This is a genomic window from Psychrobacter sp. TWP2-1-2 (assembly GCF_049896785.1).
Classification (GTDB): Bacteria; Pseudomonadota; Gammaproteobacteria; order Pseudomonadales; family Moraxellaceae; genus Psychrobacter.
Window position 1 is genome coordinate 236,660 of the sequence record NZ_JAFCVA010000003.1, and the last position, 19,509, is coordinate 256,168.

General features: G+C 42.4%; 15 protein-coding genes, 1 tRNA gene and 1 pseudogene. 8 read left to right on the forward strand and 9 right to left on the reverse strand.

Going from position 1 to position 19,509, the window contains the following annotated elements; translation table 11 throughout:
• Window positions 1-164: 164 nt before the first annotated feature.
• Complete coding sequence (locus ACP7AE_RS04525) at window positions 165-1,070, reverse strand: LysR family transcriptional regulator (RefSeq protein WP_296242877.1); 906 nt, start codon at window positions 1,068-1,070, stop codon at window positions 165-167.
• A 143-nt stretch (window positions 1,071-1,213) separates the two neighbouring features.
• Between ACP7AE_RS04525 and ACP7AE_RS04530 the strand changes: the two genes are divergently transcribed.
• The 3 genes from ACP7AE_RS04530 to ACP7AE_RS04540 are packed head-to-tail and all read left to right on the forward strand — an operon-like array spanning window position 1,214 to window position 2,938.
• Window positions 1,214-1,606 (forward strand): DoxX family protein, encoded by a 393-nt coding sequence (locus ACP7AE_RS04530; protein ID WP_426241623.1) that lies wholly within the window; start codon window positions 1,214-1,216, stop codon window positions 1,604-1,606.
• Between the two features lie 56 nt (window positions 1,607-1,662).
• Window positions 1,663-2,217, forward strand: a complete 555-nt coding sequence (locus ACP7AE_RS04535) for an NAD(P)H-dependent oxidoreductase (RefSeq protein ID WP_270897728.1) — start codon at window positions 1,663-1,665, stop codon at window positions 2,215-2,217.
• Window positions 2,210-2,938 carry a YoaK family protein gene (locus ACP7AE_RS04540; RefSeq protein WP_426241625.1) on the forward strand — a complete coding sequence of 243 codons (729 nt, stop codon included), beginning with the start codon at window positions 2,210-2,212 and terminating at the stop codon, window positions 2,936-2,938. The genes ACP7AE_RS04535 and ACP7AE_RS04540 overlap by 8 nt, the downstream gene beginning before the upstream one ends.
• An 85-nt stretch (window positions 2,939-3,023) precedes the next feature.
• Here ACP7AE_RS04540 and ACP7AE_RS04545 read toward each other — a convergent pair whose 3' ends face one another.
• Window positions 3,024-3,350 carry a GNAT family N-acetyltransferase gene (locus ACP7AE_RS04545; RefSeq protein ID WP_426241627.1) on the reverse strand — a complete coding sequence of 109 codons (327 nt, stop codon included), beginning with the start codon at window positions 3,348-3,350 and terminating at the stop codon, window positions 3,024-3,026.
• 218 nt (window positions 3,351-3,568) lie between these two features.
• On the opposite strand from ACP7AE_RS04545, the gene ACP7AE_RS04550 reads away from it, so the two are divergent.
• The 3 genes from ACP7AE_RS04550 to ACP7AE_RS04560 all read left to right on the forward strand — a co-directional run bounded on the left by ACP7AE_RS04550 (window position 3,569) and on the right by ACP7AE_RS04560 (window position 6,077).
• The gene (locus tag ACP7AE_RS04550) at window positions 3,569-4,279 is read left to right on the forward strand and encodes a pirin family protein (RefSeq protein WP_201540032.1); all 711 of its coding nucleotides are present in this window, start codon (window positions 3,569-3,571) and stop codon (window positions 4,277-4,279) included.
• Window positions 4,280-4,456: 177 nt separating this feature from the next.
• Window positions 4,457-5,395, forward strand: a complete 939-nt coding sequence (locus ACP7AE_RS04555) for a pirin family protein (protein WP_201540033.1) — start codon at window positions 4,457-4,459, stop codon at window positions 5,393-5,395.
• Window positions 5,396-5,468: 73 nt separating this feature from the next.
• Window positions 5,469-6,077, forward strand: coding sequence for a nitroreductase family protein (locus ACP7AE_RS04560; protein ID WP_201540034.1), 609 nt, complete (start codon window positions 5,469-5,471; stop codon window positions 6,075-6,077).
• 323 nt (window positions 6,078-6,400) lie between these two features.
• Here ACP7AE_RS04560 and ACP7AE_RS04565 read toward each other — a convergent pair whose 3' ends face one another.
• From ACP7AE_RS04565 to ACP7AE_RS04575, 3 genes are all read right to left on the reverse strand, one after another.
• Complete coding sequence (locus ACP7AE_RS04565; protein ID WP_426241630.1) at window positions 6,401-7,804, reverse strand: YncE family protein; 1,404 nt, start codon at window positions 7,802-7,804, stop codon at window positions 6,401-6,403.
• Window positions 7,805-7,891: 87 nt separating this feature from the next.
• Complete coding sequence (locus tag ACP7AE_RS04570) at window positions 7,892-10,231, reverse strand: TonB-dependent receptor (RefSeq protein WP_426241632.1); 2,340 nt, start codon at window positions 10,229-10,231, stop codon at window positions 7,892-7,894.
• 766 nt (window positions 10,232-10,997) lie between these two features.
• Window positions 10,998-11,408: a helix-turn-helix domain-containing protein gene (locus ACP7AE_RS04575; RefSeq protein ID WP_201540037.1), complete on the reverse strand. Its 411-nt coding sequence runs from the start codon at window positions 11,406-11,408 to the stop codon at window positions 10,998-11,000.
• A gap of 145 nt (window positions 11,409-11,553) precedes the next feature.
• On the opposite strand from ACP7AE_RS04575, the pseudogene ACP7AE_RS04580 reads away from it, so the two are divergent.
• Window positions 11,554-11,796, forward strand: a pseudogene (locus tag ACP7AE_RS04580) (DUF2938 family protein); the annotation flags it as partial.
• Here ACP7AE_RS04580 and ACP7AE_RS04585 read toward each other — a convergent pair.
• A tRNA-Val gene (locus tag ACP7AE_RS04585) sits at window positions 11,747-11,823 on the reverse strand. The pseudogene ACP7AE_RS04580 and the gene ACP7AE_RS04585 sit on opposite strands and share 50 nt — an antisense overlap.
• A 306-nt stretch (window positions 11,824-12,129) precedes the next feature.
• Here ACP7AE_RS04585 and ACP7AE_RS04590 point away from each other — a divergent pair.
• Window positions 12,130-13,107: a glutathione S-transferase family protein gene (locus ACP7AE_RS04590; protein ID WP_426241635.1), complete on the forward strand. Its 978-nt coding sequence runs from the start codon at window positions 12,130-12,132 to the stop codon at window positions 13,105-13,107.
• Window positions 13,108-13,212: 105 nt separating this feature from the next.
• On the opposite strand, the gene hemB is transcribed toward ACP7AE_RS04590, so the two are convergent.
• The 3 genes from hemB to ACP7AE_RS04605 all read right to left on the reverse strand — a co-directional run bounded on the left by hemB (window position 13,213) and on the right by ACP7AE_RS04605 (window position 19,500).
• Entirely contained in the window at window positions 13,213-14,220 is a 1,008-nt protein-coding gene (gene hemB / locus ACP7AE_RS04595; RefSeq protein ID WP_109589282.1) for a porphobilinogen synthase, read from the reverse strand.
• Window positions 14,221-14,461: 241 nt separating this feature from the next.
• Window positions 14,462-16,273, reverse strand: coding sequence for an efflux transporter outer membrane subunit (locus ACP7AE_RS04600; RefSeq protein WP_426241637.1), 1,812 nt, complete (start codon window positions 16,271-16,273; stop codon window positions 14,462-14,464).
• A complete protein-coding gene (locus tag ACP7AE_RS04605) occupies window positions 16,270-19,500 on the reverse strand; it encodes an efflux RND transporter permease subunit (RefSeq protein ID WP_426241639.1) in 3,231 nt (1,076 codons plus the stop codon). The genes ACP7AE_RS04600 and ACP7AE_RS04605 overlap by 4 nt, the downstream gene beginning before the upstream one ends.
• Between the last annotated feature and the right edge of the window lie 9 nt (window positions 19,501-19,509).

Genomic DNA, 19,509 nt, shown 5'->3' on the forward strand with positions numbered 1-19,509 from the left:
ATATTATCCCAATTTTGTTTCTACGGATTTGACGGTAGAGGTCAATAACTCAAGCGTTGTTGAGGGTCGATTTGGCTCATTGGGATCGCGGGCACTTATGTTATTGAGAGCAAGTATAGTGATCATTTAAGCTTGTCCGTTAAGTGTTGAGCCGTAAATGCTTATCAAAAATTATCCCAGTACGGATTATCACCAAAACGCTCGGCAATAAAGTCAATCAAATACCGACAGCGCTGCGATAAAAAGCGATTTTTAGGATAGACCGCATAAGCGTTTAAAGTGGGTAATTGATATTGCTGCAGGATAGGCACAAGCTCACCGCTGATTAAGGCTTGATACGTAATAAAAGTTGGCAGAAAAGCAATACCATGACCTTTGACTGCCATCTCCCGCAAAAAGTCCCCATTATTGGCTTTGATTTTACCGTTTACGGCGACTTGATGCTTCTTACCTTGCTCATCTATCAGTTCTATCGTGCTAGATTTGCTCATACCATATTGTAAAAACTCATGTTCTGACAGATCGTCAAAAGTCTTTGGCGTACCCATCCTCTCTAAATATTCGGGACTGGCGCATAACGCATAACGAATCAGTGCTAGACGTTTGGCTTGATAACTGGAATCTTGCAACTCTCTAATACGAATCGCTAACTCAAACCCTTCCTCAATCAAATCAGTATGCCGATCAGAAAAATCCAGTTCAAAATTTAACTCAGGATGCTGATTGGCGTATTCATCAATAACATCGTTCAAATGCATTAAACCAAAGGACAATGGTGCAGTCATCTTTAAGGTCCCTTCGATACGCGTCGGAGTACCACTCGTTTCTTCATTCAGCGCATCCACTTCACTGAGTATATGGTGCACCTTTTGATAATACTGCTCACCGGCTTGGGTTAAGTTTGATTGACGCGTGGTTCGGCTAATCAGTTGACTGCCCAAGCGTGTCTCTAACTCCTTTAAACGCCGGCTTACCGCAGATTTTGCGATATTCAGTTGCTCGGCAGCCTTGGTAATACTGCCTGCTTCGACAACACGCACAAACATTGCCATATCTTCTAATTGTCCCATGTAAACCACCTCTTAATTGTTCTTTAAATAAGAACTTACATTTGTAATTATCACGGTTTATCTAGTTATAAGCAACGAATACAATAGTCCTGTCACATAATCAAATAAAAGCTTAAAAAACATTCTATTACTGGAGAAAACCCATGGATAAACTACAAGAGCTAAGCGCTGCTATCGGACGCCTGTTTTTATCAATGATTTTTATCTTTTCAGGCTTTACCAAAATTACCGGCTACGCCGCTACCCAAGGCTATATGGAATCAATGGGTGTGCCTGGGATGTTATTGCCACTGGTTATCGCGGTTGAACTTTTCGGCGGCCTTGCTATTCTCTTCGGATTCAAAGCGCGTTTCGTTGCTATTTTACTCGTTGGATTCAATATTATATCAGCGCTACTTTTCCATCAATTCTGGATAGATGAATCACAGATGAACCCTTTCATGAAAAACATTGCGATGGCGGGTGGTTTCTTGATGATATTTGCTCATGGAGCAGGTGCTTATTCAATTGATAACAATAATCATCGCAGAATATAGTAGAGTAAATGGCTTAGAAAAAATCGTCTTGTCATCATAATAATCAAGGAGCCGCTATGAGCATATCCCTAAACATTGCCTTAATTATTGGTAGTTTGCGAAAAGCATCTATCAATCGTAAATTTGCAGAATATATAGTGTCGCAGATGCCTGAATGCGTGACTATAAAAGAAGTCTATATCGCAGACTTACCGCTTTATAATCAGGATTATGATGATAAGACTATCGATAGCTATGAGCGCGTACGTCAACAGTTAAAATACGCTGATGCAGTATTGATTGTCACCCCAGAGCATAATCGCACCATGCCTGCCGCCTTGAAAAATGTCGTAGATATCGGCTCGCGTCCTTATAAAGAAAGCGTTTGGACCCATAAAAAAGTTGCGGTAGTGACGGCCTCGCCAGGCAGTTTCGGCGGTATCAATAGTGGCCTTGATGTCAGAAAAAGCATGCAAATGCTTTCGGCACAAATGATGATTGATCCTGAAATTCATTTAAGTCGTGCAACTGACAGCTTAAATGATGATGGCAGTGTTAGCCCGCGCACACAGAAATTCTTACAGCGCTTTGTGACTGATTTTGTAGATTTTGCAGGAAATACTAGTGCCTAAAGCTGTAGCTGATAACAACACTCTAGATCGTAAGACACCAAGCTTTTGGCAACGCTATCAAGCGCCTATCCTATTAACCATAGTTGGTGGGGCGATTGATACCATTGGCTTCATCACTTTATTTGGCTTTTTTACCGCTCATGTCACGGGTAACTTAGTACTGGCTGGTAGCGGTTTGGTTAAAGGTGAAGATGGCTTGTGGATCAAGCTGGCATCGGTGCCACTTTTTATAATAACGGTGGTTATTACCAAAATATACATTGATAAAAGCCGGAAGCAAACGTTAGTACTTAGTCATTTATTTTTGGCAGAAGCGCTATTTTTAAGCGCATTTATGATAGCAGGATTGTCCTTTCAACCTTTCACTGAGGCTGGAGATATAACTGTCGCCATCACTGGTGGCCTAGGTTTAACAGCACTTGCTATTCGTAATACGGCTAGTAAAACAGTCATCAAACATATGAGTCCAACGGTGCTAATGACGGGAAATACGACCCAACTGGGTATTGGTCTGTCAGATTATATTGCCAACCGTAGCGCTGATAATGCCAAAAAATTGGGGCATAGCGCGGCATTGGTTGTCAGCTTTGTGATTGGCGCGCTACTCGGCGCGGTGCTGTACGTGAATCTCAGTTATTGGGCAGTCGGTTTGTTTGTCATTCCTGTGCTGTACCTATCACTACTAGCGCGTGATTCAGAGTTCTTACAGCATATTAGCTAATAAAAGTCCTACCGTTATTAAGTAATGCTATTAATCGTAAAAAGTCATGATGATTTATCATGGCTTTTTTTTGGTTCATATTGTTTTAGGCTTTCGCACCATGAAACACCGAATTGGCTTGGTATTCTAGATGCTTATCAATGTAAGACTTCACATAAGGACAGGTTGGTTTAACACGCAGTTTTCTAGCGGCTGCACAATCTAAGATAACCTTAACTAAGTAGCCTGCAATACCACGACCACTGAGCGACTCAGGCACGAATGTGTGCTTATACTCAATACCTTCTTCACCTGTGGATGTGGTAAAAAACTCATACTCTTCAAAAGCAACCTGATCATCGATATGAATTTCAAAACGTTTTTGAGCTTTATTGTCGATAACTTCATTATTCAATGTATGTAGATTTGACATTGTTATTCTCTCTTTATCATTAATATTTTTGCACCCGTTTATTGGTACTAATGGGTAACGCGAATGATGGCGTGACTATTATATTACGTTAATTCTAAGCACTTATTGTTCTATAAATAAGAATAGTTATTTGCAATAACCATGGTTTATCTATATACGGTCAACAATTATAATAGAACCATAGCTTAAACAAGCCAACCAACTATAAAGGATAACTTATGAAAACGATCTATCATGCAGCAGATTCTCGTGGCGATGCTAACCATGGCTGGCTCAAAAGCAAGCATACTTTCAGCTTTGCCAATTATCATAATCCAGAGCGTATGGGTTTTGGTGCGCTACGAGTCATCAATGATGACTTTGTTATTGGTGGTCAAGGTTTTGGCAAGCACTCACACCGCGACATGGAAATTATCAGTATTCCATTATCTGGCAAGCTCGGTCATGGCGATAATATCGGTAACGAAGGTATCATCGAAACGGGTGAGATTCAGGTCATGTCAGCGGGCACAGGTATTACTCATAGCGAGATGAATGGCGATGCCAATGAACCTGTCAAGTTTTTACAAATTTGGGTGATTCCCAATAAAATGGGTGTGACGCCGCGTTATCAGCAAGTACGTATGGATGAGCACATGCAAGCTAATGAGTTTAACCAAGTGCTCTCGCCAAACGCGGACGACGCTGGGGTTTGGATTCACCAAAACGCTTGGTTCCATATGGGTAATTTCAATAAAGGCGTGACTCAGACTTATGATTTAAAAGATGTCAACAACGGTGTTTATGTCTTGGTACTAGAGGGTAAAGTGACTATCAACGGTAATGTACTTGATACTCGTGACGGCCTTGGTATCTCAGATACCAAAAGCTTCACGATGGATGCGACCGAGGACGCAAGAGTACTACTAATGGAAGTACCTATGTATTAAGTAACTAATTATTCAGTACCTATTTATTAAGTAACTAATTATTCAGTACCTATTTATTGAATAATCCTATATTAAACACTTATACAGTCAACAGCAGTATCAATCCATACAAAAAGTAGTACTAATTTACCAGTAAGCATTCAATAATCTATAACCATCTATAATAAGAGGTGAATGATGAGTATTCAAACCCTAGAGCCAAGGTTGGCTGATGTTGGCGGTATTCCGATTGCCCGATTATTACCCAATAAAGGAAAACAGCCTATCGGTGCGTGGTGCTTTTTAGATCACGCTGGTCCTGCTGACTTTGGTGAAGATGAAACCGGTATGCAAGTCGGTCGTCATCCGCACACCAATCTGCAAACTTTTAGCTGGATGTTAAATGGCGAAGTACTGCATAAAGATAGCTTAGGTAACGAGCAAGTCATTACTAAGAACCAAGTCAACGTCATGAACGCAGGTACAGGTCTGAATCAAGGTATCAGTCATACGGAACAAAGCGTCTTTCCAGACACTGGTGGTTCGTCAGAGGCGGCGCGTGCTATCAGTATGGTACAGCTCTGGATTGCACTACCGACGGATCAAGAGATTGAGCGCGGTTTTCACCATTATCCTGAGCTACCAACGTGGACGGAAGATAGTGTTGAGATGATTTTGACGACTGGTAGCTATACCAATGTGTCAGGTCAGCACTTTGAAGCGCCTACCATCCAATACTCCAAGCTGGTCGGTATCGACGTGTACTTCACCGAAGATGGCGAGGCTACACTGACTTTAGAACCAAGCTTTGAATACGGTATCTTAGTCTCAGAGGGTGAGATAGAATCTGAAGGAAAGGTATGTAAGCAAGATCAACTCTTTCGTTTCCACGATAGCGATGTTGCTAATAACAAAAGCATCAAGCTGGTCGCCAAAAAAGGCACACGTGTGATGTTTATCGGTGGTGAACCATTGAATAACCAGGTGCTACTGTGGTGGAACTTTGTTGCGGACAATAAAGCAGAGATTGAGCAATCTATTATCGACTGGAATAATGGTCATGAGCGTTTCGGTAATGTCGACTCTGATATGAAACGTTTGCCAGCACCTGAATTACCGCAAGGCTTTAAAGGTTAAAGGTTGATTACCATTTAGCTTTATAACTTAGTTCTTAATTACTTAAATTTATCAATAATCACTGGAGAAAACAATGTCAGACCTAAAAACATTACAGCAATTGGCAGAAAAACGTCGCTCTATCTATGCATTGAGTAATCAATTGCCAGTATCAAATGACGAAATCGTTAATTTAGTTGAGCATGCGGTTTTGCATACGCCATCCGCTTTTAACTCACAATCGACGCGTATCGTGGTGTTATTCGGTGAAGATCATAAAAAATTATGGGACATCACTGAAGAGACACTCAAGGTTATCGTCGGCGATGACGAGAAGTTCCAAGGTACTAAAGAAAAAATCGCAGGCTTTAGAGCGGGTGCGGGTACAGTATTGTTCTTCGAGGACAAAGGCGTCGTGAGAAACATGCAAGAAGCCGCCCCTTTATATGCGGATAAATTCCCAATCTGGGCACATCAAACCAATGCTATGCATCAGTATATGATTTGGACGGCATTAGCAAGCATTGATGTCGGTGCTAATTTGCAGCACTATAATCCTGTCATCGATCAGAGAGTTGCTGATGCTTGGGACATCGCTGATGATTGGGAATTAAATGCTCAAATGGTATTCGGCGCTATTGAGCAGCCAGCAGGTGACAAAGCGTTTCAGCCTTTAGACAAGCGTATGAAAGTATTCGGCTAATAATTTTTAGCGTTAAAGACCGTATAACCAATGAAACTGCTATGAAAATATCGTAGCGGTTTCATTGGTTTTTTTATAATTATAAACTGGGATAATATGATTTTATAGCAGACTATAACTAATGTAGTAAATCCTACTAGCCCAGTTGTTTAAGATATGCCTATAGAAGAATTCAAGATCATCGAGCGCTTTAATCGGATGCTTCGGAATTTAAGAAGCGTCGGATTAAGGGTTATCTTGAATACTAGCGTTTATAAATATATTTAATAGCCAGTTACTGTCAGCAGTCATTAAATTATCTTTATTAGATGAGGTGCTAAGCGCTAATGGCTATGTTCATCATCATGCCCAGCTTTCACACCAAACCAAGTCACATGAGAAGGTGTGAAATTTAGTGTTATTTTTGACTCGATTTTACCATCATGAGGATCAATCTCGATAATTTGCTGGTTTGAGTCATCCATCATATAAATCATTTTCGTGTTTGGGTTAATAATAAATGAGGGAACCGCTTTGCCTTCGATGCCATTAGGGAAAACATTTAATACGGCAGTTTGCTTATAATTTTGTGCGACATCCAGTATGTATAACTTGCCAGTATCATCGAGTAGCATTAAATGCTCTCCATGGGCATCAAAATCATAGCTGACAACACGGCGACTGCTGTCTGTTGTCCAGACAATCGGTGTCATGTTTTTACTGATAGGATCAACACGGTAAGGCTGACCGCAAGCGCTGCCAATGGCATAGTTATGATGGTGGTTAGTGATGAATGAGCCAATCCGAGCAGGACTACTACTTGTACCGTCACACTGCATATTGGTTAAGCTAATAGGGTAGGTGATTTTTTCGGCGCTGAAGATGTCTCCGGTTTGTTTGACGCTTAAAACGCCATCGCTACAGGCAAAGATGCTGTAATCGGTCATGCTGCCACTGCCATGCAACCCCATGCATTTTGTCTCAAAGGTTTGGCTTATATGATAGTGATCACCATGCTGTTCAAATACAGAGAGCGTATCAGCCAGTGAGCTACCGGTTGTCTGATAACGCTGTGAGGCAATCACATAATTGCCTCTAGGTTCCGCTGTACCGTGCATGCTGGTATTAAGGTTTTGATAATGCAGTGTACCGTCAGCTATACCGGTATCTGTTACAAGTACAAATCCAGCTTCTTGTACAGGGTTTTCTATGGGATTGCCTGTCGCACCTAAGCCGTCAAAAAACAGCCCTGCTTGCTCTCCAAAAGTTTGAAAATGTACAGGACGGGTATAGTTGAGCTGTAATGGCATTTTTGCCGCATCACGAGCATATGGGTGATCATGATCGCCATGGTTTTCAATCTCAAGCCCACTATGATAAAAATTGACCGTGTTGTTAGTACGATCCATGACGACGGCGTAATGACCATCTGGACTACTTTGTACGGCATCGGCTTGACCGGTTAATGGTAAGGTTTGTATCACTTTATCTTGAGCAAGACTATAAATGTAAGCTTGACTGCCATCTTTTGCAGTGATGAATAAACGACCTTGTTCCATTTCAGTGCTGACAGCAGACTCATCATCATCATCATGGTCATGATCGTCTCCATGGTCGTGGTCATGTTCTGAATCTATGATTGGTGTTTTCCTATCATCTGATGACCCGCAGCCGCTAAGTGCTGAAACGGCGATTAAAGAAGAGAAGGCGAGCGCGATGGCACGGCTTAAGGCATTTGTTTGATTCATAAAGGACTCCAGTCATAAGTTATGAGGCTTATGACAATTGATTAAGGATTGCTAGTTACAAGTGACTAATGAAAAGAGAGTAGGCTGTTAGAAGTTATAGGTGATACCTGCGTTTAATGAGCGTTCTGGCATTGGCACTTGTTCAGCCAAATAAGAGGCATGATTATAAGCAAGCTCGTTTAGAATGTTTTCGACTTGAAAAAAAGCGGTGTAATCATGAGCGCTAGAACTATGGTAGACAAGCTTGGCATCAACCATGTTGTAGCTCGGCGTATTGGTTTCAAAATCAGCAATGTGATCTTGCTCAAAACGATGATATCCAGACAGCACCAAGTCAAACTGACCAAATTGAGAGGTAATATCACCACCAATACGGGGCGCTACCAATCTTGGCGCGTACTTCCGTGTAAGGCTCGCATCATCTAGCGTGATGAGTGCAATGTCGGCAAAGCTGCCAATACTAATATTGTTATTGAGATAATAGCGTGATTGAATTTCACCACCATAATGTTTGGCATCGCTTTGGACATAATCCACTAAACGGAAACCAGCAGACTCTCCTTCAGTAGCAATATCTTGAGTTTTGGCATAAATATAATTTGTACTGTCGTTATAAAAGACAGAAATACTACTATCAAAACGATTGCCATTGTCGTAACGCAGAGTGAGCTCTATGCCATCAGTAGATTCTTCTTCTAATTGCCCATTACCACGCTCCCAAGTATTGGTTGCAAGATGGGCGCCATTAGAAAACAACTCTTGTGGAGAAGGTAATCTTTCAGAATGACTGATTCTGGCTGACAACTGCGTATTAGGCGTAAGATATTTGCCACCTTCTAAACTGACAGATGTTCCGGCATGTGTTTTTTCGATGTTATTGTCGTTATCTATTAGATTTTGAAAATCTTGACGACCGCCAAACTCAATATACCAAGGACTTTTGCCTTGTTTTCTTAAAATACTAGACGTATCGAGAGGAGCGTCGTTCGTCGTCTCACCATGATTATGACCAGCATGGGCATCACTTGCAGATAATGATTGACCTGCAAATTTATCAGCATTCTGTATTTTTGCGCCAAAATAATCAGGCGTGAGTCGTTCAATGAAGAATAAACCGACTTGTGTACGATCGGTTTGCGGCAAATAACCTTCTAGCCCAACAGCAGAAAACCGGCTGTTTGTGTAATCTAGACCGACCACACCTTTCATAAAGCCTAGATTGCCTGTTTTATACGTGCTATGTGTGGCTTGAGCTTGAGCACTAATGGCTTTGTTTTCAAAAGTTGTGCCCACCGCACCTTCATCTATTTCATCGTGACGATAATCGGTATAGCTGAGTTTCGTATTGATGCTATCGACGCCTATCATGGGTAATTTTCGCTCTGCATGGAGCTGATAGACGTTTGACGTCATATCGACATAGGGCGCTTCACCATGATCGTGGTCATGTTCGTGATCCGCCTCACAGCTCAGTTGGTTGGTCAGTACGCTATCAGGTGAGCATTCATTATGCACATGAAAGGGCAAGCCATATTCTGAAGACAGGCGCTGATATGATGCACTGATATAGCCCATATCAGTCACATAAGACAAGCCGATGCTACCGTTATCTTGCGTGTACCAACTGTTGGCAATCTCATCGGTATCTAAGTGTGGCACTTGGATATTGCCTTTATCCGTCTTTTGGTAATACCCACTCCATAGCCAGTTTTCACCGATACTGCCATTGAGTTCTGCATAACCTAAATAACCGTCTGTGGCTTGTTGACCAATCAATGCCAATTTTCCGCTGATGTTGTTTTTAGGCTTTTCTTTAGGAATAGTGTCATTAACAATATTGACCACACCACCGATAGCACCGCCACCATATATCAACGCTGACGTGCCTTTGATTACTTCAACTTGTTTGGCACCTAGGACAGGTACCGCCACTTGATGGTCTGGTGAGATTTGTGACGCATCTTGTACGCTCAAACCATTTTGCATGACTTGGACGCGCGGTGCGCTTTGCCCTCGAATAATTGGTCGGCTTGCGCCTTGCCCAAAACTATCAGTAGACACGCCAACTTCATTTGCTAGTGCATCACCAAGCGTACTGCTTGTCTGAGTAGTGAGCGCATCGCCAGTAACAATACTGGTTGCGGTTGCCATTTCATTCGCTTGTGGCAATAAAGGGTTAGACGTCACCACTATGGTGTCTAGAGTCACCGAAGGGTGGGTCGTATCAGGAGAGTTTAGGTGAAAAGATGAGGATGTCATAGGTTTGATATCTACCATCGTATCCTTCGCATTTACTGACAAACTTGCCATACCTAAAGCTGTCGTTACTGAGAATACAGTCGTTACCCGGCGAATACTAAAATTAACTGAAGATACAGAAGTATAATCAGGTTCTCTTAATCTGTTGATATGAAAAATTGGAGACATGAGATTACCAAAATAAGAAGTTATATAGGGATAAATAACGATAAGAGTAAATATTTTCGTTATGTTATAATATAACATAAAGATATACAAACTTTATATTTCAGCAAGGTGTGCATATTAGCTACGCTTACACGAGGTAACTTCAATATTTGACTTTCTTTGTGAGTGATAAATGTGACGGTCATTCAATGAATGTGTTAGTACTGAAATAATAATGAGTATGTCGAAAGTTAGAAAAATGAATGTGTTAAGAACTATGGTTCATGAGAATATCAATCATAAAAAGCCTTATAGATCTCTGGTCAATGAATTGACACGTCTGAAATATAGAGCATTTTGTAAGCCAGTCTCTGAAGAAACAAGAAATAAAAAATAAGAACGGTAGGCAATAAATCAACAATAGATCGTCTGGTCTAATGACAGTTTGCAGGAATTTAGCACCAGAGTTTAGGATTTCATATGGCTGAAGGTGTTATATTTTGGAATTTTAAAACCAACTTTGAGTGATAACTTGAATAAAAAATAGCTAGTTTAGCTTTAACGACAGTTGCTAAGAGTAAACGTTATATGAGGGGACAGGCTTTAGAGTAGGTTTGTCTTTATTTACGAATGCTACTCTATACATTTGGCACAATTGAATAGAGAGAAAGTAGGTAAGTGAAGTGATACTAGTAATCTAGGTTTTTTGGATAATCGCAGTTGTATTTGTTAATCAGTTCAATATTATTTGAGTGACCTAATCACCTAATAGAATCAGCTCTATTGCTTATTTATGCAAAGTGTTACCTTTAATAGCGCCAGTGGCTGCTAGATTCATTAGACGTCGAAACCTCGGATACTCCAAGTGGCTAGGCGCTGTGTAAATTGCCGTATGTTGTAGCCCATCACGGATAGCGACTAATTTTTGAATCATTTCATCCAGTTCAGAGGCTTTATTCAGCAACAAATCTCGATCAACATCTAGAGTTTTTTCAGACCCTAATATCCCAGTAATTTCATCCAGTGAAAACCCTGCAACACGTCCTAAAGCAATCAAGGACATAAGCTCTAATACATCTTCGCTGAAAACTCGGCGGATACCTTGCCGACCAACAGAGCGAATTAGGCATTTTTTCTCATAAAATCGTAACGTTGAAGCAGGAATACCAGACTGTTTAGCAACCTGCGAAATATCCATAATGCCCTCTGGACTTAAAATTGTATGCAATCATCACATTGATACTGAAACCAGTAAGAGAGTCATCATGGATAACGTCGTTTTTATAATATTAATCGGTATTGGTGCTACCGCTGTGATGGACTTATGATCATTACTCAGGAAGTATTTATTTAATATTCTACCGCGCAACTGGAGAATGGTGAGGCGTTGGATTGCTTACATGGATCAAGGGCGGTTTCGTCATGACGCTACTGCAAAATCTAATACTATTCATGGTGATCTTTTTATTGGGTGGACAGCCCACATATTACAGACAAAAAAAGCCCCAATCGTGAGATTGGGGCTTTCTAAATATTTGGTAGGCATAAGCAGACTCGAACTGCTGACCTCTACCATGTCAAGGTAGCGCTCTAACCAACTGAGCTATACGCCTATTTAGGTTGAGTATTTTATCAAGTTTTTGAGACTTTGCAAGCTTTATTTCTAATAAATTTTTTTATTAGCATAATAATGATTATCACACTTTATATTGAATGACTTTTAATGTTTTTTTATGTAGTTATATTAAATAGTGATTGAAATTGGTTTATTTTTTATTGTCAGTAGAACTACAAATCCTAATAGCTAGGCAGTATATAACTGGTATCATTCTCAAAATAAAGTGAGGATTATGATAATAGTTTCACAGTACTCATAGTTCAAAAAAATTATATCAAAATAGAATGTTGAGGAGAGTGATATGGGTTTATTGGTTGATGGTCAATGGCAAGACAAATGGTATGACACAGAGGCGAGCGGTGGACGCTTTGAGCGAGAAGATGCCGGTTTTAGAAATTGGGTCACGGTCGATGGCAGCGCAGGCCCATCAGGTGTTGGCGGTTTTAAAGCCGAAGCTGATCGCTATCATTTATATATCTCGCTTGCATGTCCTTGGGCACATCGTACCATTATTTACCGTCAGCTAAAGGGTTTGCAAGACCTGATTTCGCTGTCAGTGGTGCATCCATTTATGGGCGATAAGGGCTGGACGTTTGCAGAGGGCGATGGCGTGATTGCTGATCCTATCGTAAATGCTAATTACTTATATGAGATTTATACGGCGGCAAAGCCTGACTATACAGGACGGGTGACGGTGCCAGTATTATGGGACAAAAAAACCAATACCATCGTCAGTAATGAGTCCTCTGAGATCATTCGTATGTTTAACTCAGCTTTTGATGAGGTTGGGGCACTAGCAGGTAATTTTTTACCAACCGAGTTATTAGCAGAAATTAATGCAGTTAATGAGCTGGTTTATTCTGCGGTTAATAATGGCGTTTATAAAGCAGGATTTTCAACCACACAAGAGGCTTACGAAGAAGCAGTGACGGAGCTATTCGATGCATTAGAGACGCTAGAGGCACGTTTGACAGACCAGCGTTATTTGCTAGGTAATACGATAACTGAGGCGGACTGGCGCTTCTTTACTACGCTGGTGCGTTTTGATGCGGTATATGTCGGACACTTTAAATGTAATATTCGCCGTATTGTTGATTATCCCAATCTTTGGGGTTATTTGCGTGATTTATATCAAGTGCGAGGTATTGCAGAGACGGTAAGCATCGATCATATCAAGCAGCATTATTATACTAGCCATGCCAATATCAATCCCACGCGTATCATTCCTGTTGGTCCAGTGCTTGATTTTAATGAGCCACACGAGCGTACACGTTTATAAGTTTTATTGAGGTATTAAAATAAGACCAATAAAAATAGCGCCAGCTGATTGATCACAGTTGGCGCGATAGATTGACGGTATAAATAAAAAGCTGCTTAATTTATATTACGCATTATTCAACTGACGAGCGGCTTCTAGCGCAAAATACGTCAAAATGCCATCAGCGCCTGCACGGCGGAAACCAATCAATGATTCTAAAATAACCGCATCGGTTAGCCAACCGTTTTGAATCGCAGCCATATGCATCGCATATTCACCAGACACTTGATAAGCAAAGGTCGGTACGCCAAAGGTATTTTTAACTTCACGAATAAGGTCTAGATACGGCTGACCCGGCTTAATCATCACCATGTCTGCACCCTCGGCTATGTCCATCGCCACTTCGTGCAACGCTTCGGCACGATTGCCGAAATCCATCTGGTACTGTTTCTTGTGTCCACCTTTTAGGTTGCCAGCACTGCCGACTGCATCACGGAACGGACCATAATATGCAGAGGCGTATTTGGCAGAGTAAGCCATGATAGCGGTATTCACAAAGCCTTCGGCTTCAAAGGCGTCACGCATGGCTTTGATACGGCCATCCATCATATCACTAGGCGAGATGATGTCAGCACCAGCGCGGGCATGTACCAATGCTTGCTTGACCAATACTTCGACCGTTTCATCATTAATCACATAGCCTGAATCATCCAGCAGTCCATCTTGACCGTGCGAGGTATAAGGATCTAACGCCACATCGGTCATTACTACCATTTCAGGCACAGCATCTTTGATCGCTTTTACGGTACGAGCAGTAAGGGCATTTTCGTCATAAGCTGATTTGCCATCAGGTGTTTTTAAGGAATTATCAATAACAGGGAAGATGTCGATGGTAGTGACGCCCTCGCTTAATAATTCTTTGGCATAGTTGATCAGTAGGTCAATCGATAAGCGTTCAACGCCTGGCATACTAGCGATTGCTTCGCGCTTATTTTTGCCTTCTAAGACGAAGACAGGGGCGATAAAGTGCTTAGGATGCAGCTCAACTTCACGAATCATCGCGCGTACGTTATCGTTGTAGCGTAATCGACGTAGACGCGTTTCAGGGAATTGACGGTTAAAGGTATAAGTCATGATTTGTCCTCATTAGATTTTAGTCATTGTTATTTATCAGCTTGATTAAATAAGCTGTTTTGAAGCATATGTTTTTTTATATCACGGACATTAATAAGTGGATAAAAGTATATGTAAGCTAATTTCTCTACTATAACTAAAAGCGCCTTACAAAAGCAAAAAGCCCTACCAAGTCGGTAGGGCTTTTTGTACTTATCGACTATCAATGTGAAGGAAATCACCTCACACTATTTATGAGTGTTTAAGGCTCAACGATCTGCGTGACCGGTACTTGCTCAACGCTGGATTCGTTATACGTCGTCTGTTTGGTAACGACTCCTATGGAAGCATCTTTTTTGCCATCATTATTGACATCAACGACAGCGGTTGGCTCAAAGGTGGCCGTTTCCGATGGTTGCGCTTGTTTAATGGCGTTTGCTTCTTGTGCAGAAGCAACTCGCGCTGAGCTAGCCGCATCGATAGCATTTGCCGCTTTTGCTTTATTGCTATTGGCAGGTAGATTCACTAGTTGCACTAAGTTTTTATGCGGTACAGGAATCGCCGTTGGTACATCCAGATTGGCACCGCCACCCAGCACTTGGTATAGCTCGACTTGGCTCACAATTTTTTGTAGCTCTAAATCCAAAATACCTTGCTGCGTTGAGAACAATGAACGCTGTGCATCTAGCACATCTAGATAGTTGGCAATACCTGCTTTAAAGCGTGCATCTGCTATCTGGAATGTTTGTTCAAAGTTATCTTGTAGACGGTATTGTGCTTCGAGCTGCTCACCCAATGTGGCTCGTGTCGCGAGTACGTCTGACACTTCACGGAATGCGGTTTGGATAGATTTCTCGTAGCCTGTGAGCGTTTGTTCACGCTCAATTTTAGCCACATCGTAATTGGCATCTAGGCGACCAGCGTCAAAGATAGGCACGCTAATGCTTGGACCAAACGACCAACCGACAGCACCACTTTTGAATAAGTCATCTAAACTGCCGCTACTAACCCCAATGCTACTGGCTAAGCTGATAGACGGGAAATAAGACGCGCGTGCCACTTCGATATTGGCACCAGCGGCTTTTAGGTTGTATTCTGCTTGCAGTACATCTGGGCGATAACGTAGCAACTCACTTGGTAAGCCTGCACTAAATATCTGCTGGCTAGTGATGTTGCTGACTGCTGGTGTTGGAATTAGATTGGTTGGAATCGGTCCACCCACCAAGAACTGCAAGGCGTTACGTGATTTTAAAATGCTGCTTTGTGCCCGTAGGACAGCAAGTTTGGCATTTTCTAATGACGCACTGGCTTGCAAAGATGGCAGCTTCGGATCAATGCCTGCTTCAAAGCGTTTATCAGCGATAAACAGGGACTTTTCACGACTCTCAACCGTGGCTTCTGCCAGCTTTAACTGCGCTAAGCTATAGCTCAAGTTGGCATAGCTCTGAGCGATGTTACTAATCAAGCTAATTTGGGTCGAATCTTTGGCCGCTGTAGTGGCTAAGAAATTCTGTAGCGCTTGATCTTTTAAGCTAGCAATTTTGCCCCAAAAGTCCAACTCGTAATTAGCCAAGCCTAGGTTGACGTTATAGCTACTATTGGGATTTTTGTCGGTTCTATTTTGTGCTTGACGCGTGTATCCACCATTACCATTAATCGCTGGTAGATCATTAAGATCGGTAATTTGATACTGTGCGCGTGCTTTCTCGATTGCTAAACGAGCACTTTCAAAATCTTTGTTGTTTTCTAACCCTAAAGCAATCAAGCCCTTTAAACGCTCATCGCTATAAAAATTCTGCCAGCGTTGACCCGCAATACTTGCTTGATCAGCGTTACTAACCGTTTCTTTATCGAATGCCCCATAGGTTTGTTCGATAGGGATATTTGGCTCAGCAAGCACAGGGCGCATATCTGCTTTTGGAATCGTGTTACAAGCAGCCATGCTCATCGCTAAAACGGTCAAGCCGATTAGGCGACCAGCATTTCTGCGCATATGTGAGCCCGCTGGTTGCGCAGTGATAGCAATATTTGCTACCGCTGCTGAGTTGGTGTTATATATTTTCTGAACACTCATTGTGTATTGTCTCCAAAGCTTGCAGGCTGATAATTCTCAGAAGGCGTTGGGTTTTGCGGGTCAGGCGTACCATGACCATCATCTTTATCATTTGGTTTATTATTCTCGTATTTGTACGGGAACATACTACGTACCCAAATATAAAACATGGGAATAAAGAAGATACCTAACAATGTCGCGGTCACGACGCCACCTAGTACACTGGTACCGATGGCATTTTGACTGCCTGAACCAGGACCTGTGGCGATAAATAATGGCACAACACCCAGTCCAAAGGCAAGCGAGGTCATGATAATCGGGCGCAAACGTTGACGCGCTGCTGTCATGACAGCTTCTCTCAGACTATAGCCTTCCTCTTGGTGCTCTTTTGCAAACTCAATGATTAAGATAGCATTTTTAGCGGATAGACCAACGACTGTAAGTAGACCTACCTGCAAATAAATATCGTTATTAAATCCACGTAGCCAAGTAAAGAGGACTGCACCTAATACCCCAAGTGGAATGACCAATAGCACAGAGAAGGGGATGGACCAGCTTTCATACAAGGCTGCTAGACATAAGAATACCACCAAGATTGAAAGCGCGTATAGCATCGGCGCTTGTGCACCTGACTTTTGCTCTTCAAGTGACATACCCGTCCACTCATAGCCCACACCTTCAGGCAGATTCTCCATCATTGCTTCCATCGAACTCATCGCTTCACCCGTACTTAGACCAGGTGCAGCACTCCCTTGAATATTCATCGATGGTAAGCTGTTATAACGGGTCAGACGCGGTGAGCCAGATTGCCATTCGCTGCTAGAGAACGCATCAAATGAAATCATTTCACCTACATCGTTGCGTACATACCATTTAGCAATATCTTCAGGATTAGTACGGCTGCTTGGTTCACCTTGAACAAAGACGCGTTTAATACGCCCGCGATCGACGAAGTCATTAATATAACTTGAGCCCCAAGCGGTAGAAATAACGCTATTAATACTAGCAAGTGACAAGCCATAAGCAGCGGCCTGCTCTTGATTAATATTCACTTTTAACTGCGGTGCATCTTCTTGACCATTTGGACGAACGCCTGCGACTTTGTCGTTTTGCGCAGCCATGCCAAGCAGCATATTACGTGCTTCGAGTAGACCCTCATGTCCAAGGTTACCGGTGTCTTGAATCATTAAGTCAAAACCACTGGCGTTACCAAGTTCGGTAATGGCTGGCGGTACAATCGCAAATACTTGTGCTTCATTTAGTTGGGTAAAGAAGTAACCCATGGCGCGATCAGCGACAGCCTGTGCAGTGTTTTTTTCACCGGGACGATCAGCCCAATCCGATAAACGTACAAAGGCCAGTCCCATATTCTGCCCTTGTCCTGCAAAACTAAAACCTGCGATCGTAAAGACTGAAGCGATATTATCGCCTTCTTGGGTACTGTAATAATCACTGACTTTATCGAGCACTTCTTGCGTTTCATCAAGCGTCGCACCAGCAGGTAACTGAACCAAGGTAAACATAATACCTTGATCTTCTTCTGGTAAGAACGATCCGGGAATACGTAAGAATACCACTGCCATAATACCGATAATGGCAGCATAAAGAATTAAGTATAGCCACTTCAAGCGGAAACTTTTGCCAACTAAATTCTCGTAACTACGACTGACTTTATAAAACGAGCGGTTAAACCAACCAAAGAAGCCTTTTTGCTCTTCTGTATTGCCTTTATCATGGCTCTTGCTACGCTTGAGTAAGGTCACACAAAGGGCAGGGGTAAAAATAAGCGCTACTAAGGCTGATAGCACCATGCTGGTAATCAAGGTGATAGAGAACTGACGATAAATCACACCTGTTGAGCCACCGAAGAATGCCATCGGTACGAATACGGCAGATAGAATCAGCGCAATACCAATAACGATTTTACTAATTTCGCCCATCGATTGTACGGTAGCATCCTTAATAGAGATATCAGGATCTTCTTCCAAGATACGCTCGACGTTTTCGACGACGACGATCGCATCATCGACCAACAGACCGATGGATAGTACCATGGCAAACATGGTCAAGACGTTAATACTAAAACCAGCGATGTAAAGTACAGCGAAGGTGCCAAGTAGTACGACAGGTACGGCAAGAGTAGGAATGATGGTCGCACGCCAGTTCTGTAAGAAAACGAACATGACGATAAATACGAGAACAATTGCCTCAAGCAGTGTCATAACCACTTGTTCGATAGACAAGCGCACAAATGGTGTGGTGTCATAAGGGATAACGGATGTTAGACCTGCTGGGAAGTTTGCTTCCAGCTCTGCCATACGAGCCCCAACGGCTTCACGAGTTTCCAGTGCATTTGCACCACCTGCCAATGAAATACCAAGACCGGCTGCTTCTTTACCATTGTATAGCGACACTACGCCGTAGTCTGCACTACCAATCTCAACCTCTGCCACATCACCTAAACGCACTTTTGCGCCAGCAGTATCGGTTTTTAATAGAATGTTTTTAAATTCATCAGGCGTTTGTAGATAGCTTTGAACCGTGACAGTCGCATTGATAACCTGTTGACTGGTATCAGCAGGTGCTTGACCTAGCTGACCGGCAGATACTTGGGCGTTTTGTGCCCGTACTGCCTCAACCACATCAGCTGGCACCATGTTATAGCTACGTAAGCGCGCTGGATCTAACCAAATGCGCATGGCATAAGCAGAACCAAAAACTTGTACTTCACCAACACCTTCCACACGGCTTAACTGGTCAACAACGTTTGAGTTGACATAATCGGCGATATCCGCACGATCCATGCTGCCATCTTCAGAAATAAAACCTTGCACCATTAAAAAGCTGCTAGAGGATTTATTAACGTTGACGCCTTGACGCTGTACCGACTCGGGTAGTGAGCTCATGGCGGCTTGGAGTTTGTTCTGTACCTGTACCTGTGCAGTATCAGAATCCGTACCATTTTCGAAAGTGAGCGTAATGGATGCAGCGCCATTCGAGGAGCTCGATGACGACATATACATCAGCCCATCAAGACCCTTCATGCGTTGCTCAATAATCTGAACGACTGAATCTTCAACCGTCTGAGCATTAGCACCAGGATAGCTTGCGCTGACTGAAATCGTCGGTGGTGCAATACGTGGATACTGCTCAATCGGTAAGTTAATGACCGATATCACCCCGATGAGCATGACTAAAATAGCCATAACCCATGCAAAAATAGGGCGATTAATAAAAAAACGTGACATAGTATATTC